A 22,559-nucleotide genomic window follows, 5' to 3' on the forward strand; every position below is an offset into this window, starting at 1 on the left:
ACCGGAAACGCCTTCGGCATTGTAGCGATGAACCCAGTCCCGCAGCGTCTGCCGATCCATCCCGCAGGTCTCTGCCGCAACCGCTCGCGGCACGCCCTCCAGCACCAGTGCCAGGGCCAGCATGCGGCGCGCCGCCGAGGCGTCACGGCTTCCCGCCGCCAGGCGTCGCAACTCCGACGCCGTATGGTCCTTCCGGTCTACCGACACCGCCATGATCCGCCCCTTCCGCCCTCAGGCGCAGCGAATCACACATCGACAGCGCACCAACATCACCATCGAGTCAGCCATTCAGGGCGCTGGTATAAGCCGATTATGCCGATTAGCCGTCTTTAGCACCGTTTTTCGCGAGCCCTTCCGGGCGTGCCGGGCCGGACAGGGGCTGTCCGGGCATAGCTGTGGCAATGGCGGCGAGGAACATACCAGAAACACCAGCCGCGATGCCAGGGAATTCCGGGGGCTTTGCCCCTGCCCTGCCCGGCCCTACCGTCCCGGCATCGCGTGGGGGTGGGTGCATGGCGGGCAAGCGGGTTCTGGTGGTGGGCGCGGGGATCGTGGGGCTGGCGCTCGCCTGGCGGCTGCAACGGCTCGGCGCCGATGTCGCGATCGTGGACCCGGAACCCCCTGGCGAGGGCGGGGCCAGCTTCGGCAATGCGGGGGCGATCTCCACCAGTTCGGTCGTGCCGCTGGCGACACCCGGCGTACTGAAGACGGTGCCGCGGATGCTGCTGGACCCGGCGGCGCCGCTGCACATCCCCGCGGGCTATTGGCTGCGCGCCGCGCCCTGGCTGGCCCGCTTCGTCGCCGCCGCCACGCCGGCCACCGTGACGCGCGTCGGCCAGGCGCTGGACCAGCTGCTGCGCCTGGCCACCGAACAGCACCAGGCCCTGGCGCGGGAGGTGGGGGTGCCGGAGGTGCTGGTCGCCAACGGGCAGCTCTATGTCTACCGGGACGAGAAGCAGCTTTCGAAGGATGCCGGCAGCTGGGCGATGCGCCGCGCCCATGGGGCCGATGTGCGGCAGATCGACCGCCGCGCGATCGAGGCGCTGGAGCCCTCGATCGGCCCCGCCTACCAGATCGGCATCTTCCTGCCGGACCACACGCATTGCGCCTCCCCCGCCCGCTACGCGCGGGCGGTGGCGGAGGCCTTCCGGGAGGCGGGCGGCGAGATCCGGCAGGATCGGGTGCTGGCGCTGACGACGGAGGATGGCCGGGTGACGGGCGCCCAGGGCGAAGTCATGCACCACCGGGCGGAGGAGGTGGTCGTGGCCGCCGGCGCCTGGTCCGCGCGCCTGGTTGCGCCGCTGGGCTACCGCATCCCGCTGGAAACCCAGCGCGGCTACCACGTGAACCTGCCCGACACCGGGCTTGCCCTGCAACGGCCGGTGATCCCGGCGGACCGGAAGGTGTTCATCACGCCGATGGAAGGTGCGCTGCGCGTCGCCGGCACCGTCGAATTCGGCGGGCTGGAGCGGCCGCCGAACGAGGAACGGGCGCGGCTGCTCTATGGCGACCTGGCCGCGGTCTTCCCGCAGGCGCGGCTGGAGGAAGCGGAAGACTTCTGGATGGGCCACCGGCCGTGCCTGCCGGACAGCGTGCCGGTGATCGGGCCGGCGCAGCGGGTGAAGGGGCTGTGGTTCGCGTTTGGCCACGGGCATCTGGGGCTGACCGGATCGGCGCCGACGGCGGAGATGCTGGCCCCGCAGATCATGGGACGGCCGGGGAATCTGGACATGGCGGGGTATGCGGCGGAGAGGTTTTGAGGGGGCGCCGTTTCGGATTTTGCGATGTAATGAACAGGCTTCGCGCGTCAGGCGGGATGGATGGTCGTGATGGAAAATGGCAACAGGGACAGCGTGAGGCGCGGCTATGTGGTGGAGCGCGCCGCCTATGCGCAGGTCGCGGCTGTCGAGGGATTGAGCCTCGGTCAGCCGGCGCGCGACAGGTTCGCGGCGTTTGATGCCAGCGGCGCATCCCCGGCCGAGCACCTGGTGGCCATCATCGCCGCGCACAGCGCGCCAGGCGCCGTTCACGTGGTGCCGCATGCCGGCGGCTGGGCGGTGCGCCCGGCGGAAGGTGGCAGCGGTATCGGCACCTACGGAACCCAGGCAGAGGCGATCGCCCGTGGCCGCCAGGCCGCCGAGGCGCGACGCGGAGAGTTGCTGGTGCATGGCCGCGACGGGCGGTTGCTGCGGCGGACGGTCTTCGGCGCGGGCGCATAGGCCCGGGCCGGGCGATGTATGCGGGGGACGACGCCCTCTATTGCTATCCCGGGACCGCGATCCTGCGGAATCGCCTGGGCTTGACCGATCCAGACCGGCTCCAGGCCTTCGAGACCGAAGCAACGACCTTCCGCGCGGAACAGGGCCTGCCATGAGGCCGCTTCGGCGTGCGGCACTACTGCGCGGTCCATCGGCACCTGTTCCAGGATGTCTACGCCTGGGCCGGCAAGGTGCGCCGCATCCGCACCGGCAAGGACGGCGCCTGGTTCTGCTACCCCGAACACATCCCCGGGCAACTCACCACCACCTTCGGGAAGCTCAAGGCAACGGGCTTCCTGCGCGGGCTTGCGGCGGGGGCGTTTGCCTGCGCCGGCGCGAGCTTCCTGGCGGAGCTCAATGCCATCCATGCATTCCGGGAGGGCAATGGGCGCACGCAGACGCTGTTCTTCGCGATGCTGGCGGAGGCGGCGGGGCATCCCATGGATTTGCGGCGCTTGCAGCCGGACGCGATGCTGGATGCGATGATCCGGAGTTTCTCGGGGGATGAAGCGGCATTGCGGAAGGTGATCGAAGGTCTGATGGCGTGAGGGCGTGCCTGGCCTGGCGACCCCGGCTTTCGTGCCCTACGCGGCAAAGGGCACCGATCTGCCCTGGCCCCGATCAGAGACTGTTCGAGGATGCCGGCGACCGAGGGTCCGCAGGGGATTTCTTGGCCCTGCCATCCGCCGCGCGGCGGATGGCGCAAGAAGACTGAGCACCTTCCCTCATCCGCCCACCCCTTCCCGCACCACCCTGCCCGACCGCGCGCGGCGTGCCGCGCCGATCTCCTCCAGCATCGCCGACAGCCTCCGCACCTTGCTGTCCCAGGAGAAATGGCGCGCCAGGTGCTGCTGGGCGGCCTCGGCCAGGCGCGTCGCCAGGGCGTCCGAACCGCTGACGCGCACCACCGATGCGGCGAAGGAGGCAGCGTCGATGGCGACCTCCATCTCCACCCCCGGCGTCACGCCCAGCCCCTCCGCCCCGATCGGCGTCGCCACCACGGGACAGAAGCGCGCCATGGCGTCCAGCGCCTTGATCTTGGTGCCGCCGCCGAAGCGGTAGGGCACCAGCGCCACCCGCGCATCCCCGTAGAAATCATCGAGGCTCTCGACGAAGCCGCGCACCACCACGCCCGCCGCCACATGCTCCGCGGCGAAGGCCGGGATGCCGGGGCCTGCGATGTGGAGTTCCATCTCCGGCAATTCGCGCCGCACCGCCGGCCAGATGGCGGCCAGCAGCCATTCCAGCGCGTCCCGGTTCGGCGCGTGGTCGAAATTGCCGATGAAGGCGGCGTAGCCGTCCCGGCCGCGGCCCGGCGCGCGGGGGCGGATCTCCGCCGCCACTGGGCTCAGCAGGCAAGGCGTGTCGGGGAAGAAGGACCGCAGCACGCCCTGGTCATTGTCGCTCAGCGCCAGCAGGCCATCGGCGCGGGCGTACCAATGCAGTTCGTAGCGCAGCCAGGCCAGCCAGGCGACGAGGCGCGCCAGGCGCCGCCCCCGCCCCGTCGCGCAGCGCCATTCCCGGAAGCGGGAGACCAGGGCGACGTCCTGCGTATCGATCACCACGGGCAGGTCGCCGCAATCGCCGGCGTATTGCGCCATCTGCGGGAATTGCAGCAGCACGGCGTCGGCATCGGTGGTCGCCGCACGCTCGGCGATGGCGCGGGCCATGGCGGGGCTGGCCATGCCGCGGACCTCCCGCGGCTGGCGCAGCAGCACCTGGGTGAACTGCCCCCCTTTGTCGGCCAGGCCACCGGAGGCCGCCGGCACCGGCAGCAGCGTGACGCTGGCGCAGAGGCGTGACAGCGCGCGCCGCCCGCCCTCCGCATCATGGGGCACCTGGTCGAAGGCGATGAAATGGATCGCGTAGCGCGCCGCCAGGCGTTCGAGCAGTTGGAAGCACAGCACGCCGCCGCCGATGCCGCAGCCCGGGTGATAGGGCCAGGGTGCCGCGATGATGAGCGACCGGCGCGGCGGTGGCGCCGCAGTCGGAACAGGCGCAGGCCGCGCCGTGGTGGTATCGAGCATGGGGTCCACTTTCGTCATGTGCCGGGCCCGGACGATCCCGGCACATCCCGCCGGGCGGCCCCGCCGGATGGCGGGGCTGGACCGGGCCGCCGGCGCAGGCATCGCGCCGGCGCCGCCCGCCTCAACCGGCGGGACAGGGCTGTAAACGCAGCGCAGGGCCGGGGTTCCCCGGCGGGGATCAGACGATCCAGGCGCCCGTCATGTCGGGGGTCACCGGGGTGACGCGGGTGCCATCGGCGTTCCAGCCTTCCGGGATGTACCAATGGCCGGTGACGGCGTGGTTCGCCTCCATCTCGGCGGCCAGGCCCTCCCAATCCACGACGGCGTTGGCCACCGGGGCGGGGGGCGGCACCGAAGTCGGGTCGGGCGTCGTGCCGGATGGCGGCGGGGGTGTCGTGCCGGATGGCGGCGGGGGCGTCGCGGTCGTGGTGCTGCGCGTGCCGTCGGCGTTCCAGCCCTCCGGGATGTACCACTGGCCGGTCAGCAGGTAGTTCGCCTCCACCGCGGCGGCGAGGCCGTTCCAATCCACCACGCCGGCTGCCGGCGCGGGGTCCGTCGGCGCAGGCGGCGGCGGCGCCGTGGCGGGGGTGCTGGAGCCGAGCGGTTCGTACTTCACGTCATGGACGGTCAGCGACGTCTCGGGCTTGTTGTTGTAGAAGGCGAAGACGTGGTTCCAGCCGCCATCGGCAAAGTCCTTCGGCACCGCGACGGTGAAGACCGCCTGCGTCACGCCATCCACCTTCATCGTGATGCGGTCGGGTTCCCAGACCGCCTGGTAGGTATGCGCGACACCAGGGCGGATCGCCGGGTCGTACCAAAGCTGGGAGAAGCGGTCCTGGCCGTTGTCGTCCCAGTGCAGCGCCGCGTATTGCTGGCCGTCGCCGGCCTCCGAGGTCTCCGCGATATCGATCTCCGACAGCGGCCATTCATTCGGCGCGTTCCAGAGCATGATGGCGGAGCCGGGATAGATGCCCTCCAGCATCGCGTTGATCGTGTAGGTGCCGTAGCCATGGCCCATATCGGCCCGCCCCGTCGCCTCCATCATGCCGGAGGTCAGGTAGTATTCCGGCGAATGGAGCGTCACCTGGCCGGGGATGGAGGTGTCCACGTTCCAGGTATCGGGGAAGTTGACGCTGCCCGCATCGAAACTGTCGAAGAAGGGCTGGTAGTAGGCGGGGGTCGTGGTGGCGGACATGGGTGGTCTCCCTGGCTCACGCACAGGAACGGCCAGCGACGCCAAGGTTTCCCCGCCGCCACGCCCGCCGCGCGAATACGGCGCGCTCGCGTCGCTTCGCGCGGGAACCGGTCCGCCGTCAGATCCTTCCCATGCCGGCGACGCCCATCTCCCGCATCGTCGCCTCCAGCGCATCCAGCGCGCGGCCGATATCGTCTTCCGTCACCACGCCGATGCAGGCGATGCGGAAGGTGTTCGCCGCGGCCAGGCGGCCGGGGAAGATGATGAAGCCGCGGCGCTTCATGCCTTCGTACAGCGCCTTGAAGGAATAGGCGGGGTCGAGCGGTTCGTGGAAGGTCGTGACGATGGGGGATGCGACCTCATCCTCCAGCAGCGTGCGAAACCCCATCTGGCGCATGCCATCCACCAGGCGGCGCCAGCTGCGGCGGTAGCGGTCATGCCGGCCGGCGATGCCGCCCTCCCCGGCGTGTTCGCGCAGCGCCTCCGCGAAGCCCAGCAGCAGATGGGTCGCGGGGGTGAAGCGGAACATGCCCGTGCGGTCCATGTGCTGGTTCTGGTCCCAGAGGTCGAGCGTGAGGCTGTGGGCATTGCCCTTCGCCTCCTCCAGCGCGGATTTCTTCGCGATGATCCAGGCGAGGCCCGGCGGCGCCTGGAGCCCCTTGTTGGCGGAACAGATGACGGCATCGAAGGACAGCGCCTTCGCGTCCAGCATGAAGGCGCCGAAGCTCGCCACCGCATCGATCAGCAGGCCCTTGCCGGCGCGGCGGCACACCGCGGCGATGGACTCGATCGGGTTCAGGATGCCGGTCGAGGTCTCGCAATGCACGACCATCACATGGGTGATGCCCGGGTCGGCGGCGATCGCGGCCGCGAACTGCTCGGCCGTCGGCGGCGTGTAGGGGGCGGTGCGGAAGCTGGTGTAGGGGGTGCGGATGCGGCGCGCGATCTCCACCAGGCGGTCGCCATAGACGCCGTTGGTGTGGATCAGCAGCTTGCCGTTGGGGGGCACGAAGGTGCCGATGGCGGCCTCCGTGCCCGAGGTTCCGCTGCCCACCAGCGGAATCGCGGTGTGGGTCCCCTGCGCGTTGCACAGGTCCAGCAGGTATCGCCGCGACCAGGCGATGGTCTCCTGCATCACGGCCTCGCCGGAGGCGTAGTCATGCAGCATGGCGCGCTTGACGCGGGCCGAGAGCGTGACGGGACCGGGGGTGAGCAGCAGGGGCTCGTCCTCGATCCGCGCCTGGTCGATCTGGTCCATGGATGCCCCTTCCGCCGCCCGCGCATGGTGCCATGCCGGGCGGCGGGGGCAACGGGTTACAGGCGCAACGCCGCGATATCGATGTTGCCCGCCATCGCGACATAGCCGGCGCGGTTCGGGTGCAGCTTGTCGCCGGGGCCGCCCGTCGTGCTGTCCGGCACGAATTCCACCTTCATCTGGCCGGTGGCGGAATCGAGGGTCGGGCCATCGAAATCGACGAAGCCGTCGAACACGCCTGACGTCCGGATGAAGCTGTTGAGGGCGCGCCGCTTCTCATCCTGCTCCGCGAAGCCATGCGCGGCGCTGGTGCTGCCGAGGGCGGAAGTGAGGGTGGCGCCGATCACGCGGATGCCGGGCAGCTTCTCCTTCAGCGTCGCCACGCCGCGGCGCATGCCGTCCATCACCGCCTGGGCGGAGGCATTGCCGTTGCGGGAGAAGTCGTTGGTGCCCTCCAGCCAGATCAGATGCGTGACGCCCGACAGGGTGATGACATCGCGATCCAGCCGCGCCAGCGCGGAGGGGCCGCCCGGGAAAGGTGTGGCGGGCGTGTATTGCGCGGGGCCGACCACCTGGTTGCCGCCGATGCCGGCATTCACCACGGCGACGCGGTTCGGCTGGGCGGCGTGCAGGCGGCGCTGCAGCACATCCGGCCAGCGGTCATCGCCATTCATCGTGCTGGCGGTGCCATCCGTGATGCTGTCGCCGAAGCAGACGATCACGGGCGTCGCCGCCGGCATCATCATGTCCACGGCATCGAGGAAGAACCAGGAGGCGGTCGGATGCGGGAAGGCCGCATCCGTCTCCTCCGCGCCGCGCGCGCCGGCGCCCGGCGCGGTGGCGTAGGAGGTCTGGAGCGCCTTGGCGTGCCAGGTCATCGGCCCGCTGCTGCCCGCGACATGGAAGGACACAGCCAGCTTCCGGCCCGCCAGAAGGGGGGATGCCGGATCGGATGCGAAGGGCAGCGCGACGGCGTCGCTCCAGGCATCGTGGCCGGGGGCGATGGTGATGGAAGCCTGGCCGCCGAAGCGCACGGCCTGGCTGGTACCGGGCATCACGGCGGCGCCGCCATGCTGCAACCCCACGAAGACGCCATCCAGCGTCAGCGGCCTGGTGCCGAGCGCGTTGGAGAAGCGGAAGCGCGCCTGCGGCCCCCAGACGGTGGGACGGACGATCATGCGCAGCGACTGGTCGCGCGCGCCCTCGGCCGGCGTCGGGAAGGCGAAGGACTGGTTGGGCTGGGCCGAGGGATTGCCCACGGGATAGGGCCCCTGGACGGAGGCCGCCCAGCTGGTCGCCCAGCGGCCCGGCGCGGCGGTCTGCGCCAGGGCCGGGGTCGCCGCGGCGGCGGCCATCAGGGCGCCCACCGCGCGGCGCGGCATGCGGAATTCAACCATGGTGCTTCCTCCAACGCCGCCAATTTGGCCCCGGCGGCTGGAGAAAGGCTGGCACGCGCTGCCAGCCTGTTCAACGCATCACGCGGCCAGGGAATGAGGCATTTCGCGCGCCACCTCCGCCAGGATGGCGAAGGATCGCAGCCGCGCCTGGTGGTCATGGATCTGCGCCGTCACCATCAACTCATCCGCGCCGGTGCGGGCGATGAACTCGGCCAGGCCGCGTTTCACCGTGTCCGGCCCGCCGACGATGGAGCAGGAGAGCGAATGCGACAGCATCGCCTGCGCCTGTGGGTCCAGCATCAGATCGGCCTTCGGCGGCGGCAGCTTGCCCGGCGTGCCGCGGCGGAGATTGAGGAAAGCCTGCTGCAAGGAGGTGAACAGCAGCCGCGCCTCCGCATCCGTCTCCGCCGCGAAGACGTTCACGCCGAGCATGACATGCGGCTTCGCGAGCCGGTCGGAGGGGCGGAAGCGATCGCGATAGATCGCCACCGCATCCATCATCTGCCCGGGCGCGAAATGGGAGGCGAAGGCGTAGGGAAGGCCGAGCATGGCCGCCAATTGCGCGCCATAGGTGGAGGAGCCGAGGATCCAGGCCTCCACGGCCTCCCCCTCCCCGGGCACGGCGACCAGGCGCTGGCCGGGCTCGGCCGGCTTGAAGTAGTTCAGCAATTCGATGACGTCGCGTGGAAAATCCTCGACATCGCCATCGAGGTTGCGGCGCAGCGCGCGGGCCGCCAACTGGCCCGACCCAGGCGCGCGGCCGAGGCCGAGGTCGATGCGGCCGGGATGCAGCGCGGCCAGCGTGCCGAATTGTTCCGCCACCATCAGCGGCGCGTGGTTCGGCAGCATGATGCCGCCCGCGCCGATGCGGATCGTGCGCGTCGCCGCGCCGACATGGGCCAGCGCCACCGCCGTCGCGGCGCTGGCGATGCCCACCATGTTGTGGTGCTCCGCCATCCAGTAGCGGGTGTAGCCGTGGCGTTCGGCGTGCTGGGCGAGCGAGGCGGAATTGCGCAGCGCATCACCGGCGCGAGCGCCTTCGGGGATCGGGGAGAGGTCGAGGACGGAAAGCTGTGCCATGCGCGGCATATGGGGTGTCGTCAGGCCTCGGGGAAGCGGGAGAGCCAGTGGCGGGCGATGCTGTCGCGCCGCGCGAACCAGGCGCCGCCCTTGTCCCGCATGTGGCGCAGCAGCCGGTCCAGCCCCGCGATGCGGCCGGCGCGGCCGATCATGCGCAGATGCAGCCCGATGGAGAGCATCCGCGGATGCTCCGCGCCTTCCGCCCACAAGGCATCATAGGCATCGACGCAATATTCCGTGAAATGCGCGGCGGTGGTGAAGCGCTGGCTGCCCTGGTGGAAATGCATGTCGTTGGTGTCGAAGCTGTAGGGCAGCACCAGATGCCGCGTGGTGCCGACCCGCGTGAAGAAGGGCAGGTCGTCGCTATAGGCATCGCTGTCATAGAGGAACCCGCCATGGTCCAGCAGCAGGCGGCGGGTATTGGCCGATGGCGCTGACCTGGTGTGCCAGCCCAGCGGCGCCGTGCCGCAGGCGTCGCGGATGGCGGCGACGGCGCGGGCGATGGTGGCGCGCTCATGCGCTTCCTCCATCCCGGCGTGGCGTTCCCAGCGCCAGCCATGGCAGGCGACCTCATGCCCCCGCGCCACGGCATCCTGGGCGAGCCAGGGCGAACGCTCGATCGCGCGGCCGCAGGCATTCAGGGTGGAGGGCGCGCCATGCGCGTCCAGCACCCGCATGATGCGGTGGTAGCCCACGCGCGTGCCGTATTCGAAATGGGTGTCGCGGCAGGGATCGGGGCCGCCCTTCACCTCATCCGTCACCTCATAGACCGCCTCGTTCCGCTCATCGCCATCGATGATGGAGAGTTCCGCCCCTTCCTCGACATTCACGACGAAGGAGACGGCGACACGCGCACCCCCCGGCCAGCGCGGATCCGGCGGGTTGGGGCCATAGCCGAGGAAGTCGCGGGGGTCGGTCAGCAAGGTTCGGGCTCCGGCGAGTCGGGAGGCCCCATCCTATATCGCCATGGCGTAGGCGGGGCGGCGGGGATCGGCGGCGGCGGCGATCAGCCCGCTGGCGGGGTCGGTGCGGATCACCTCCACGCAGCCCGCCAGCGCGGTCCATTCGGGCCAGTCGGCGATGACATGGCCGCGTGCGGCCAGGGCGTCGCGCACCTCCGCCGGGATGCGGGCTTCGAGGGACAGGCGGCCCGGGAAGTAGTCATGCGGGGAGGAGGAGGATGGGAAGGCATAGGTCGCGATGCGCGGTGCCTCCACCGCGGCCTGGGGTTCCATGCCGAAATGCAGGATGTTCAGCAGCACCTGGAGCATGGCCTGCGGCTGCACGTCATTGCCCGGCGACCCGAAGGGCATGATCCCGCCATCCGCCAACTCGACCATCGCCGGATTGGGCGTGAGGCGCGGCCGCTTGCCCGGCGCATAGCCCGCGGGATGGGTCGGGTCCGGCCGGTTCTGGGAGCCTCGGCCGGAGACCATCAGCCCCGTCCCCGGCACCAGCGGCCCGGTCCAGGACCCATCGGACGGCGTAGCGGAAACCGCGTTGCCCCAGCGATCCACGACGCAGACATAGGACGTGCCCGCCTCCACCGGCGGCTCCTCCTCCGCCGAGACCGGCGGGTTGGCATTGGCGCCGACACCGATCAGCCGTTCCGGCATGCCGGGATGCGCGCGGGCCGGATCGATGGCGGCGGCGCGGCGGGCGACATGCGGCGCCGACAGCATCTCGGCGATCGGCACATCGACGAAGCTCGGGTCGCCCACATGATATTCGCGATCCGCGAAGGCGCCCTTCAGCGCCTCCGCGACCACATGCAGATACTCGGGCGAGTTATGCGCCAGGCCGTCCAGCCCGTGGCGTTCCGCGATCAGCAGCGCCTCCAGCAGCGCCGGGCCCTGGCACCATGGGCCGCAGCCCAGCACGCGGTGGCCACGCCAATCGACCGCGAGCGCGGGTTCGATCGGGCTGCGGTAGCGGGCCATGTCCTCCATGGTCAGGAACCCGCCCTCCCGCGCCTGGAAGGTGGTGATCTCCCGCGCCAGGTCGCCCTCGTAGAAGGCGGCGCGGGCGGCTTCCAGCCCGGCATCGCGCCCCCTGCCGATGGCGGCCTTCTCCTCCTCCATCATGTAGGCGATGGAGCGCGCGAGGTCGGCCTGGACGAATTTCTCCCCCACGCGCGGCGCGCGGCCGCCGGGGTGGAAGATCGCGGCATTGTAGTCCCAGCGCGCATAATCGGCCTGGCGCTTGGACAGGCTGGTGGCGAGCAATTCGTAGACGGCGAAGCCTTCCGACGCGAAGCGCCAGGCGAAGCCCGCGATGTCGGAAAAGGACATCGTGCCATGCCGCCGCAGCGCGGTGATCCAGGCATCCGGCGCGGCCGGCACCACCGTCCGCAACACGCCGGGCGGCATCTTCCCGCCATGCTTCTCCCGAAACAGGTCGGGCGGGATGGAGGCCGGCCAGGGGCCGAGGCCCACGATGGTTTCCGTCCGGCCATTCGCCATGCGGATCATGATGGGCGCGACACCCGCGACGCTCACGATATCCGGCTGCAGCACGCCCAGCGCGAAGCCCGCCGCACAGGCGGCATCCACCGCATTGCCGCCATTCTCCAGCACCGAGAAGGCCGCCGCGGTGGCGAGGTAGTGGCCCGCGGAGACGGCATGGCGCGTCCCGGTGATGGTCGGCCTGGTCAACGGCATGGAGGCGGGTCCTTCAATCGGGGCGCGCGCCGGACCGCTTCACCACATCCGTCCAGCGCGCGATCTCCACGGGCAGGAAGGCGGCGAATTCGGGCGCGGAGAGGGAACGCGGGCGCATGCCCGCATGGGTCATGATGTCGCGGAAGCGCGGGGTTTCGGTGATGCGGCGGATCGCCTCCGCCGCTATCGCCAGAACCTCCGGCGGCGTGCCCGCGGGCATGGCGAAGCCGAGCCAGCCGCTGGCCTCGTAGGCGGGGTAGCCGACCTCCGCAAAGGTCGGCACATCGGGCAGCAGCGGGTCCCTGCCCTGCCCCGTCGTCGCCAGCGCGCGGATGGTGCCCGCGCGGATGCCGGGCAGCAGCGCGTTGATGGTGTTGAAGGTCAACTCCACCTGGCCGCCAAGCAGATCCGTGATGGCCTGCGGGCTGCCGCGATAGGGCACATGCGTGATGTCCACCTCCGCCACCAGGCGGAACAACTCGCCCGCCATGTGGGTGGAGGACCCGCTGCCGGCGGAGGCCCAGTTCAAGGCACCCGGCCTGGCCCGCGCCGCCGCCACCACATCCGCCACGCTGCGAAACCGGCTGTCCGCCCGCACGGCCAGCGCGCAATCATTGCTGGCCCCCAGGCCGAGCGGCGCGAAGCTCGTCAGCGGATTGTACTGCACATCCGGGATGATCGCCGGCGCGATGGCCAGCGACGACGAATTCACCACCCCCATCGTGTAGCCATCGCGCGGCGCCTTCGCGAGCGCCTCCGTCCCGATCGTGCCGCCGGCGCCGAAGCGGTTCTCCACCACCACCGGCTGGCCCCAGGCCTCCGACAGCCCCTGCGCGACGGCGCGGCCGAGGATGTCCATCCCCGCCCCCGCCGCCGCCGGCACGATCATGCGCACGGGGCGCGTGGGCCAGGATGGCTGCGCGCGGGCGATGCCCGGCAGGAAAACCGCCGCGAGGATCGCCCGGCGCGATGCGATGGCCCCGATCCGCTGCATGGGCACTGCCTCATCCCTCGACACAACAACCCTAGTCCCGCACCTCCGGCAGCGGCAACCATCGCTGCCGGCATCATGGTGATGCCGGGGTGTGCGCCGGGGTTGCGCCGGTTGCCTCGGGGAAAGGGCTCCGCCCCTTCCCCGAACCCCTTCCCCGCCGAGGGGCAGCGGCCCCTCGGAACCCATAAGATTGGTCGGTGAAGGGAGGGGCACCGAGCGCGCGTCGGACATGAACGCGCGCGATGCCCCTCCCTTCACCTACCAATAACCTCGCGGTCCAGGGTCCCGCTGGACCCTGGCGGGGAGAGGTGCGGAGAGGGGCAGCGCCCCTCTCCGCGGCAACGAGCGCGACCCGCGCCCCGCCTTCACCCCCGCGTCGCGCGGGCCAGCAATCGCTTCGCGCGTTCCACGATGGGCAGGTCGATCATGGCGCCTTCGAAGGCGACGGCGCCGAGGCCCTTTGACAGCGCGTCGTCGAAGGCGGCGATGAGGCGGCGGGCGCGGTCGAGTTCGGCGGGGGTTGCGCCGTAGATCTCGTTGATGATCGGCACATGCGCGGGGTGGATGCAGGAGGCGGTGGCGAAGCCGAGGTTTTTCGCGCGGGTGAGCGCGGCGCGGTAGGCGTCGAGGTCGTCGATCTGGGCGAGGGCGCCGAGGGAGCCCATGGGCAGGATGTTGGCGCTGCGGGCGGCGGCGATGCAGTGCATGGCCCAGACATACATGCTGTCGGCGGAGGGGATGCCGCCGAATTCGGTGGCCAAATCCTCGGCGCCGACGGCGAGGGCCGCCATGCGCGGATCGGCGGCAGCGATGGCGTAGAGGTGGGGAAGCGAGGCGGCGGTCTCGGCCAGCGCCAGGAAACGCGTGCGGCCGATCGGGATGTTGTGGGCGGCTTCGCGCGTGGCGACGACTTCCGACAGCAGGCGGATATGTTCCGGCCCCATCACCTTGGGCAGGATCAGGCCCGTGGCGCCGGCGGCGATGGCGGCGGCGATGTCGGGCAGGGCGAGTTCCAGCGGCCGGTTGATGCGGACGATGACGTCGGCGCCGGATTGGGAGACGCGCGGCGCGGCGGCGGCGAGGGCGTTGCGGGCGGCGTCCTTGGAATCGGGCGGGATGCTGTCTTCCAGGTCGAGGATGATCGCGTCGGCGCCGCGGGTATGCGCCTTGGCGATGAAGCGTTCGGCGGTGGCGGGGACGAAGAGAAGGGAGCGCCAGTTGGGGGTCATGGTGTCGGTGCTTTCGCGGCGCCGGCTTCCATCATCCGGGCGATCTGGGTCGTGTCGTAGCCGAGTTGCGCGAGGAGTTCCCGCGTCTGGGCGCCGAGCTGGGGGGCGGGCAGCTTGTCGTCGCGCATGCCGCCGCTGAAGCGGTTGGGGATGCGGGTGCGGCGGAGTGCGCCTTCGGTCGGGTGGGTTTCGGATTCGAAGAAACCCACATCGGCCAGATGCGGGTCGGCCATCAGGTCCTCGAAGGTGTTGTAGCGGGCGCAGGGGATGTCGCGGGGGCCGAGGATGGCGAGCCATTCATCGGTGGTGCGCTGCGCCATGGCCGCCTTGCGGATGGAGAAGTAGTAGGGCGCGTTGGCGGTGCGGGCGCTGGCGCTGGACAGGCGCGGGTCCTGCTTGAGTTCGGGCTGGCCGATGGCGTCGAAGAATCCGAAGGCCTGGGCATCGGTGTTCGGGCCGATGGTGATGAAGCCGTCCTTCGTCGGCAGGGGGCGGTAGTCCGGGCTCAGCAGGCGGTTGTCGCCGGAGGGGCCGGTGGGCGGGTCGAAGGTGGCGGCGCCCATGTGCTCGCTCATGACGAAGCTTGCCATGTTCTCGAACATCGGCACCTCGATCGCCTCTCCCTTGCCGGTGCGCTCGCGGCGGAACAGGGCGAAGCCGATGCATTGCGCGGCGATCAGGCCGGTGACGTGGTCCGTCATCACCATGGGCACGAAGCGGGGCTCGCCCGTGGCGCGGTGGAAGGTGGCGGCGACGCCGGAGAGCGACTGGATCACCGGGTCATAGGCCGGGCGGTTGGCGTAGCGACCCTCGCTGCCGAAGGCGAGGATGCCAACATGGATGAGGCGCGGGTTGAGCGCGGCGAGCGTCGCGGGATCGAGGCCGAGGCGTTCCAGCGCGTTGGGGCGGACATTGCTGACGAAGACATCCGCCGTCTCCAGCAGCTTCCGCATCGCCGCCATGCCGTCTTCCTGCTTCAGGTCCAGGCAGATGGAGCGCTTGTTGCGGTTGAACTGGATGAACTTGCCGGACATGCCGGGGTTGCGGCTGCCCTGCGCCAGGCGGCGGAGGATGTCACCCTCCGGCGGTTCCACCTTGATGACGTCGGCGCCCTGGTCGGCCAGCATCCGCGTGCAGATCGGCCCCACGACGACGGAGGTGAGGTCGATGACTCGGATGCCCTCCAGCGGCCCGCCGCTCATGCGTCGCACTCCACGACCATCTCGGCGGCCTGGTGGCCATCCTTGTCGGCGACCCAGGCGCGAATGGTGGTGCCCTCGACCGCGCCTTCGAAGCGCGCGGTGTCGCCGACGAACAAGGGGCGCATGAGGCGGGCGGAGAAGGACCGGAGGGGACCGGGCGCGCGCTTCAGCGCGGAATCCAGCAGCAGGTGCATGGTCAACCCGCCATTCATCACCACGCCGGGATAGCCCTCCGCGCTGCGCGTGTAGTCGGCGTCGTAGTGGATGCGATGGGCGTTCCAGGTGATGGCGCCGTAGCGGAAGACCTGCACGGGATCGAGCAGCGTGGAATCCGACCAGGCGGCGCCGGGCGGCGCGGGCATGGGTGCGGTGGTGGTGCTCGCGGCGCCGGGCGGGACGGCTTCCCGGTAGATCGCGTCGAACTCATCCACGACCAGGATCGCGCCGCGCGCCGTGATGGTGTGGCGCATGGTCAGGACCACGATGGTGCCGCTGCGCGCCGCCTTGGGCGCGATGGCGGCGACCTCCACCGTCTTGCTCGCATCATCGCCGACGCGGAGCGCGCCATGGATGCGCACGCGCCGCCCGGCACCCATGCGGCGAGGCAGCGGGATGGGCGGCAGGAACTCGCCCTTCCGCGGATGGCCGTCCGGGCCGATGGCGGAATGCCGCGCCACGTCGCTGAAGAACAGGTTGAACCAGTGGGAGGGGATTTCGCTGCCCTCCTGGAACGCATCCGGGTCCAGGTCGAAGGTGCCGGCGATGCGGCGCACGGCGGCCAGCGCGATGCGCTCCTCCACCACGCGCTTGCGGCCGATCCAGCCGGTCAGTTCCGGCATCGCGGCGGCGACATCCTCGGCGGCGCTCATTCCGCGACGAGCCTCAGGCGGCGGACCAGCGCGGACCAGATTTCGCCCCGCTGGCGCAGGAAGGCGCCGAATTCCTCCGGCGTGTTGGGCGCGGCGGGATCGGCGCCGACGCGGAGGAAACTCTCCCGCACCGAGTCGGTGCGCAGCGCGTCGTTCAGCGCGGCGTTCATGCGGGTGACGACCTCCGGCGGCGTGCGGGCGGGGACGGCGAGGCCGAAGGCGTTCACGGCCTCGTAGCCCGGCAGGGTCTCGGCCACCGTCGGCACATCGGGCCATTGCGGGTTGCGCTGCGTGCCGGTGACGGCCAGCGCGCGGATGGCGGCGTTGCCCTTCACGGGTTCGGCTTCCGGCAGGCCGAGGCTGCGCGCCTGCACGCGGCCTGCCAGCAAGTCCGTCATGCCCTGGGTGGATTGCCGGTAGGGGACGTGCACCATCTCGATCCCCGCCTTCTCCGACAGCAATTCCATGGAGAGATGCGTGGTCGCGCCGACGCCGGAGGAGGCGTAGTTGATCCGGCCGGGATTGGCCTTCGCATAGGCGATGAACTCCGCCAGGTTCCGCACGGGCAGGCTGTTGTGCACCAGGATCACGTTCTGCGCGGTGGTGAAGAGCCCGATCGGCGCGAAGTCGCGCTGCCAGTCATAGCTCAGCGTGCGATAGAGCACCGCGTTCACGCCGCCGAGCGGGCCGGTCGAGCCCACCATCATCGTGTAGCCATCGGCGGGGGCGCGGCTGACGATCTCGGCGGCGAAATTGCCGGCCGCCCCCGGGCGGTTGTCGGCCAGGACGGGGGTGCCGAGGCGCTGGGCGATCGCCTCCCCGATCAGGCGGGAGACGACGTCGGTCTGCCCGCCGCCGCCATAGGGGATGACCAGGCGGATGGGCCGCTCCGGCCAGGCGGCGAGCGCCAGGCGCGGCGCGGCCATTGTGATCGCGGCGCCGAGCGCGGCGCGCCGTCCGATCAGGACCATGCTTCGCTTCCTCCTGTCTTGTTGGAGGAAGCCTAGGCCCAGGACGGCGCGCCGCGCACCCCCCCTGGCGACCGTTTGACGATACCGGACGGGTCGGCTCCGCGGTGCTTTTCCGTCCCTGCCGCGTTGGTCGGCTTGCCGATGCAACCAGCATCGGCCGCGCCGCCCGCCTTGCAGGAACGAAAAATCCCCTACGGATCCTCAGCCGCCGGCATCGTCAAACGGTCGGTCATGCGATCGCAGGCTTCTTCAGAATGCGGAGCATCAGCGCCGTGACGACCGTGCCCGCCACCAGCGCCACGATGTAGCCCAGCAGATGGGACACCGCGTTCGGGATGGGCAGCACGAAGATGCCGCCATGCGGCACGCGAAGCTCCGCGCCCACCATCATGGACAGCGCGCCCGCCACCGCGGAGCCCACGACGAGGGAGGGGATCACCCGCAGCGGGTCCTTGGCGGCGAAGGGGATCGCGCCCTCGCTGATGAAGGCCAGGCCCAGCACGCCGGCGGCCGGCGCGGCTTCCCGTTCCTCCGTGGTGAAACGGTCGCGGAAGAGATACGCGGCCAAGGCGAGGCCGAGCGGCGGCGTCATGCCAGCCGCCATGGCGGCGGCCATGGGCGCATAGACCTCGCTGGCGATGAGGCCCGTGGAGAAGGCGTAGGCCGCCTTGTTCACCGGCCCGCCCATGTCGAAGGCCATCATGGCGCCAATGATGAGGCCGAGCGCGATGGCGCCGCTGCCCTGCATGCCGCGGAGGAATTCCGTCAGCGCGGCCAGCGCGGTGGCCACCGGCCCGCCGGCCACGTAGATCATGAACAGCCCCGTCACCAGCGCGCCGGCGACGGGCAGGATGAGGACGGGCTTCAGCCCCTCCAGCGTCCGGGGCAGTTTCAGGTTGCTGTTGAGCCAGGCGACGAAGTAGCCGGCCACGAAGCCCGCCACGATGCCGCCGAGGAAGCCGGCATTGAGGTGCCCCGCGATCATGCCGCCGATCATGCCGGGCGCGATGCCGGGCCGATCCGCGATGGAATAGGCGATGTAGCCCGCCAGCGCCGGCACCATCAGGGCCAGCGCCGCGCGCCCGCCGATCTGGAACAGCGCGCCGGCGAAGGTGCCCTTGTGCGCGTCGTCGAAGGCGTAGATGCCGCCGAAGGCAAAGGCCAGCGCCACCAGCAGCCCGCCCGCCACCACGAAGGGCAGCATGAAGGACACGCCCGTCATCAGATGCTTGTAGGGGCCGGTCAGCTGCTTCTTGCCGGGCGCGGGGGCGGCCGCGCTGCCGGCCTGGACCGTCGCCTCCGCGAAGGCGCGCGTCACCAGCGCCTTGCCGTCATTGATCGCGGGCTTGGTGCCGGACAGGAACACGCGCTTGCCCCCGAAGCGCGCCAGATCCACCTGCGTATCGGCCGCGATCAGCACGAGGTCGGCCGCCGCGATATCCTCGGCCGTCAGGGTGTTCTGCGCGCCGACGGAGCCCTGCGTCTCCACCTTGATGCCGTGGCCGAGTGCCTTCGCCGCGCCTTCCAGCCCCTCCGCCGCCATGAAGGTGTGGGCGATGCCGGTGGGGCAGGAGGTGATGGCGACGATGCGCTTCGCACCCGACGTGGCGGGCGCGGCAATCGTCGGCGCCAGGGTGCGGTCCAGCACGGCCATGGCGTCGGCCAGCACGTCCTCCACCTTCGCGCGGATCGGCGTCAGCGCGGCCAGCGCCCCGGGCGGCTCGGCATCGCCGACCAGCAGCAGGGCATCGGCCTCCGGCTGCGCCGGCAGCGGGTGCAGCACGCCGCGGGGGGTGCGGATTTCCACCGTCAATTCACGGCCACCCTTCCGGGCGGCCTGGCGCAGCGCTTCCGCCGCCAGCATGGCCTGGACGGGGTTGTCGCCCCCCTCCACCACCGCGATCACGCCGGACATGTCGTTTCCTCCGTCATTCGATGGGTTCGGGGCGGAGCGTGGCGGCAATCGCCTCCACCGCCGCGCGGCCGGGAATCTGGGCGCCGGTCTTCTGCAACTTGCCCGCGGCGAAGGCGGTGGCGCGGCAGGCCAGCGCCGGCAGCGGCAGATTGTCGGCGAGGCCGGCGACGATCCCCGCCACCATCGCATCCCCCGCGCCGACGCTGCTGGTGACGGGCACCGCGGGCGGATGTACGCGCAGCGCGGCATCGGCGGTGACGAACAAGGCGCCCTCCCCGCCCATGGAGACGACGACCAGGCCCACGCCCCGCGCCACCAGGCGGCGCGCGGCGCCGAGCAGCGCGGCGGCGTCGGGCAGCGCATGGCCGACCAGGCCTTCCAACTCGTGCCGGTTCGGCTTGATGGCGTGCGGCATCACGGCGCCGTCCAGCAGCGCCTTCAAGGCCGCGCCGCTGGCATCCGCCACCACGCGCACGCCGCGCGCCACCAGCGTCGCGGTCAGGCGGGCATAGATGTCGGACTGCACCCCACGGGGCAGGCTGCCGCACAGCACGGCGATATCCCGCGCCTGTTCCGCCGCTGCGATGCAGGCGTCCAGCGCGGCGCCATCGGGCGCCAGGCCGGGCAGGTTGATGTCCGTGGTCTCGCCGCTCGACCGGTCCAGCAGCTTGATGTTGGTCCGCGTCTCGCCGGGGATGCGCGTGCAATGGTCCGCGATGCGTTTTTCCGTGAACAGCGCGCGGAAGATCGCGTCATTGTCGGCGCCGAGCAGCCCGGTGGCGGTGACCGCCGCGCCCCAATCCGCCAGGCAGGAGGCGACGTTGATCCCCTTCCCCGCGGCATGGCGTTCCTGGCCCACGGCCGGGTTCACCTGGCCCGGCAGCAATGCCTCCAGCGCCACCGTCACATCGATGGCGGGATTGAGCGTGAGGGTGAGCATCACGCCGCTTCCTGTTCCGCCGGGGCAAGCGTGGCTTCCAGCGCGCGGACCTCATCCGCCGTCGCGCAATCCAGCGCCTGCGCCGACAGCGCCTGCAACTGCGACAGGGTCGCGCCGCGCAGCGCCGACTTCACCGCGGGGATGTCGCGCGGCGTCATGGACAATTCGCGCACGCCGAGGCCCGCCAGCAGCGCGGCGCCGAAGGGGTCGCCGGCCAGGCCGCCGCAGACGCCGGTCCATTTCCCCGCGCGGTCGGCCGCCTGCACCGTCATCGCGATCATGCGCAGCACGGCGGGGTGCAGGCTGTCGGCCTCCGCCGCCAAATCGGGGTTCTGGCGATCCATGGCGAGGACGTATTGCGTCAGGTCGTTGGTCCCGATGGAGAAGAAATCCACGTGCCGCGCCAGCGCATCCGCCTGCACCGCGGCGGCCGGGACTTCCACCATGATGCCGATGGGGATCTCCGGCGCGCCGATCGCGGCGCGGATGCGGTCGCAGGCCGCGCGCAGCGCGATCACCTCCTGCACCGAGGTCACCATGGGGAACATGATGGACAGCGCGCCGCCTTCCTTCGCGGCGCGATACAAGGCGCGCAATTGCGGCTCCATCAGGTCCGGCCGGCGCAGCAGCAGGCGCGCGCCGCGCACGCCGAGGAAGGGGTTCGCCTCCACCGGCAGGCGCAGATGCGGCACCTGCTTGTCGCCGCCGATATCCAGCGCGCGCACGATCAGCGGCTTGCCCTGCACAGCCTCGATCATCGCGCGGTAGGTGGCGAACTGGCTGTCCTCATCCGGCGTCACGCCGGACTCAAGAAACAGGAACTCCGTCCGCATCAGGCCGACGCCCTCCGCGCCCTGCGCCAGGGCGAAGGCGGCCTGGTCCGGCAGGTTGATGTTGGCGGCGACCTCGATCCGCGTGCCGTCGCGCGTCGTCGCGGGTTCCGCGCGGAGCGCCTCCTGGCGCGCGCGGCGTTCGGCCTGGCGGGCGATGAAGGCGCGGGCGGCGGCGAGGTCGGCCTCGGTCGGGTCCAGGTGCAGCCGGCCGCCGGTGCCATCGATGATGGCCTCCGTCCCCGGCTTCAGGTCGAGCAGCCCCGCCCCGCCCGCGACCAGCGCGGGCACGCCGAGCGTGCGCGCCAGGATGGCGGTGTGGGAGGTGGGGCCGCCCGTCGCGGTGGCCAGGCCCACCACCCGATCGGGGTCAAGGCCCGCCGTGTCCGACGGCGAGAGATCCTCCGCCACCAGGATCACCTTCCCCTCCGGCAGGTCGGCAAGGCTGCCGCCGGCGAGCGAGGGGTCGATCTGGCCGAGCACGCGGCGCCCGACATCGCGCAGATCCGCGGCGCGCCCGGCCAGCACGGGGTTGCCGAGGGCCGAGAGGGAGGCGGCGACGCGCCCCACCGCCTGGTGCCAGGACCAGGCGAGGCCATGGCCCTCCACCATCAACTGGCAGGTGGTGGTGATGAGGTCGGGATCGTCGTCCAGCAGCCCGGCCTGGGCCGTGAAGATGGCGGCATCCGCCGCGCCGAGGCGCCGGGCCGTGTCATCCTCCAGCGCCTTCAACTGGGCGCGGGTGGCGCGGATGGCGTGTTCCAGCCGGGCGCCGCCTTCCGCCAGCGACAAAGGCTGGTCGGGGATGGCGGCATCCTGCGCCGCCAGCAGGTGGATGCGGCCGATGGCGAGACCGGGGCTGGCGCCGATGCCGGCCAGGGTGATGACCCGCCCGGTCGGCTCGAACCCCCGCGCGGTGGTGGTGGCGCGGCGGGCGGCCAGGGCGGCGTCGGCCTTCTCCTGCGCGGAGAGGCCCGCGATGGTGGCGCGGAAGCGCGCCAGCGCGGCGGCGGCGTCCCGGCCCTCGGCGGAGATGGTGAGGGCGTCGCCGGGGCGCAGCCCCAGTTGCAGCAGGGCGATCAGGGCGGAAGCATCGGCGGCCCGGACGCCGTGGCGCACCTGGATGCGCGCGCCGGTGGCCCGCGCCGTCTCCACCCAGCGCGTGGCGGGGCGGGCATGAAGGCCCGAGGGGTAGTCCAGCACCCAGTCGACGCGCTCCGCGAAATCCGTCGCGGCGGCGGCGGGGGCTTCCGGCGCCTCGGCACCGAGGGCGGCGATGATGGCGGCCGGGTCCTCCACCGTGAACAGGCGGGCGAGTGCGGCTTCGTCCTGCATCAGCCGCGTCAGCCGGCGGAGGATGGCGATGTGTTCGTCCGACGTCGCGGCGATGCCGACGATCAGATGCGCGCGCTGGCCGGGATTCCATTCGATGCCGTCGCGGACCTGGAGGATGGCGAGGCCGTTGCGGCGGACCAGGTGGCGGTCGGCCGCCAGGCCATGGGGGATGGCGACGCCATGGCCGAGGAAGGTGTTCGCCGCCCTCTCCCGCCCTTCCATGCTGGCGGCATAGCCGGGGTCCACGCAGCCGGCGGCGGCGAGGAGCTGCCCCAGCTGCTGGATGGCGGCGTGCTTGTCGGCGGGGTGGGCATCGAGGCGCACGAGTTCCGGCGCGATGGCCATGGAGGGGCTGACGGACGCGGTCTGGGCCATCTGGACGTTCCTGCCTGACGCTTCGCT

19 protein-coding genes are annotated in these 22,559 nt (G+C 71.3%); 3 read left to right on the forward strand and 16 right to left on the reverse strand.

Annotated features, from left to right (window positions below):
• Positions 1–213 (reverse strand): helix-turn-helix domain-containing protein (locus BM041_RS31525; RefSeq protein ID WP_245762224.1); only part of this gene is annotated, 213 nt, incomplete at its 3' end.
• Positions 214–512: 299 nt separating this feature from the next.
• Between BM041_RS31525 and BM041_RS22180 the strand changes: the two genes are divergently transcribed.
• The 3 genes from BM041_RS22180 to BM041_RS22190 all read left to right on the forward strand — a co-directional run bounded on the left by BM041_RS22180 (position 513) and on the right by BM041_RS22190 (position 2,806).
• Entirely contained in the window at positions 513–1,760 is a 1,248-nt protein-coding gene (locus tag BM041_RS22180) for an NAD(P)/FAD-dependent oxidoreductase (protein WP_175534088.1), read from the forward strand.
• 60 nt (positions 1,761–1,820) lie between these two features.
• Positions 1,821–2,219, forward strand: coding sequence for a DUF2188 domain-containing protein (locus BM041_RS22185; RefSeq protein ID WP_217648806.1), 399 nt, complete (start codon positions 1,821–1,823; stop codon positions 2,217–2,219).
• A gap of 167 nt (positions 2,220–2,386) precedes the next feature.
• The gene (locus BM041_RS22190; RefSeq protein WP_217648807.1) at positions 2,387–2,806 is read left to right on the forward strand and encodes a Fic/DOC family protein; all 420 of its coding nucleotides are present in this window, start codon (positions 2,387–2,389) and stop codon (positions 2,804–2,806) included.
• A 177-nt stretch (positions 2,807–2,983) separates the two neighbouring features.
• Here BM041_RS22190 and BM041_RS22195 read toward each other — a convergent pair whose 3' ends face one another.
• The 15 genes from BM041_RS22195 to ptsP all read right to left on the reverse strand — a co-directional run bounded on the left by BM041_RS22195 (position 2,984) and on the right by ptsP (position 22,532).
• Positions 2,984–4,285 carry a glycosyltransferase family 4 protein gene (locus tag BM041_RS22195; RefSeq protein ID WP_217648808.1) on the reverse strand — a complete coding sequence of 434 codons (1,302 nt, stop codon included), beginning with the start codon at positions 4,283–4,285 and terminating at the stop codon, positions 2,984–2,986.
• Between the two features lie 178 nt (positions 4,286–4,463).
• Positions 4,464–5,480 carry a family 16 glycosylhydrolase gene (locus BM041_RS22200; protein WP_175534090.1) on the reverse strand — a complete coding sequence of 339 codons (1,017 nt, stop codon included), beginning with the start codon at positions 5,478–5,480 and terminating at the stop codon, positions 4,464–4,466.
• Between the two features lie 118 nt (positions 5,481–5,598).
• Positions 5,599–6,738, reverse strand: coding sequence for a 2-aminoethylphosphonate--pyruvate transaminase (locus tag BM041_RS22205; protein ID WP_092962104.1), 1,140 nt, complete (start codon positions 6,736–6,738; stop codon positions 5,599–5,601).
• Between the two features lie 56 nt (positions 6,739–6,794).
• On the reverse strand, positions 6,795–8,132 hold the full coding sequence (locus BM041_RS22210) for a GDSL-type esterase/lipase family protein (protein ID WP_217648809.1): 1,338 nt from the start codon (positions 8,130–8,132) through the stop codon (positions 6,795–6,797).
• Positions 8,133–8,210: 78 nt separating this feature from the next.
• A complete protein-coding gene (locus BM041_RS22215) occupies positions 8,211–9,212 on the reverse strand; it encodes an LLM class flavin-dependent oxidoreductase (RefSeq protein WP_092962252.1) in 1,002 nt (333 codons plus the stop codon).
• Positions 9,213–9,232: 20 nt separating this feature from the next.
• Positions 9,233–10,135 (reverse strand): polysaccharide deacetylase family protein, encoded by a 903-nt coding sequence (locus BM041_RS22220; RefSeq protein WP_217648810.1) that lies wholly within the window; start codon positions 10,133–10,135, stop codon positions 9,233–9,235.
• Positions 10,136–10,168: 33 nt separating this feature from the next.
• Complete coding sequence (locus BM041_RS22225; RefSeq protein ID WP_092962105.1) at positions 10,169–11,872, reverse strand: gamma-glutamyltransferase family protein; 1,704 nt, start codon at positions 11,870–11,872, stop codon at positions 10,169–10,171.
• Positions 11,873–11,885: 13 nt separating this feature from the next.
• Entirely contained in the window at positions 11,886–12,866 is a 981-nt protein-coding gene (locus tag BM041_RS22230) for a Bug family tripartite tricarboxylate transporter substrate binding protein (protein WP_175534091.1), read from the reverse strand.
• A 365-nt stretch (positions 12,867–13,231) separates the two neighbouring features.
• On the reverse strand, positions 13,232–14,095 hold the full coding sequence (locus tag BM041_RS22235) for an HpcH/HpaI aldolase/citrate lyase family protein (protein WP_092962107.1): 864 nt from the start codon (positions 14,093–14,095) through the stop codon (positions 13,232–13,234).
• The gene (locus BM041_RS22240; protein ID WP_092962108.1) at positions 14,092–15,297 is read right to left on the reverse strand and encodes a CaiB/BaiF CoA transferase family protein; all 1,206 of its coding nucleotides are present in this window, start codon (positions 15,295–15,297) and stop codon (positions 14,092–14,094) included. The genes BM041_RS22235 and BM041_RS22240 overlap by 4 nt, the downstream gene beginning before the upstream one ends.
• A complete protein-coding gene (locus BM041_RS22245; RefSeq protein ID WP_092962109.1) occupies positions 15,294–16,166 on the reverse strand; it encodes an FAS1-like dehydratase domain-containing protein in 873 nt (290 codons plus the stop codon). The genes BM041_RS22240 and BM041_RS22245 overlap by 4 nt, the downstream gene beginning before the upstream one ends.
• Entirely contained in the window at positions 16,163–17,137 is a 975-nt protein-coding gene (locus BM041_RS22250) for a Bug family tripartite tricarboxylate transporter substrate binding protein (protein ID WP_092962110.1), read from the reverse strand. The genes BM041_RS22245 and BM041_RS22250 overlap by 4 nt, the downstream gene beginning before the upstream one ends.
• Before the next feature lie 229 nt (positions 17,138–17,366).
• Positions 17,367–19,052 (reverse strand): PTS fructose transporter subunit IIC, encoded by a 1,686-nt coding sequence (locus BM041_RS22255; protein WP_092962111.1) that lies wholly within the window; start codon positions 19,050–19,052, stop codon positions 17,367–17,369.
• Between the two features lie 13 nt (positions 19,053–19,065).
• Positions 19,066–19,992 carry a 1-phosphofructokinase gene (gene pfkB / locus BM041_RS22260; RefSeq protein ID WP_092962112.1) on the reverse strand — a complete coding sequence of 309 codons (927 nt, stop codon included), beginning with the start codon at positions 19,990–19,992 and terminating at the stop codon, positions 19,066–19,068.
• On the reverse strand, positions 19,992–22,532 hold the full coding sequence (ptsP, locus tag BM041_RS22265; protein ID WP_092962113.1) for a phosphoenolpyruvate--protein phosphotransferase: 2,541 nt from the start codon (positions 22,530–22,532) through the stop codon (positions 19,992–19,994). Before ptsP ends, pfkB begins: the two co-directional genes overlap by 1 nt.
• Between the last annotated feature and the right edge of the window lie 27 nt (positions 22,533–22,559).

Origin of the sequence: Falsiroseomonas stagni DSM 19981, from assembly GCF_900114315.1 — a bacterium.
In the GTDB taxonomy this organism is placed as follows: Bacteria; Pseudomonadota; Alphaproteobacteria; order Acetobacterales; family Acetobacteraceae; genus Falsiroseomonas; species Falsiroseomonas stagni.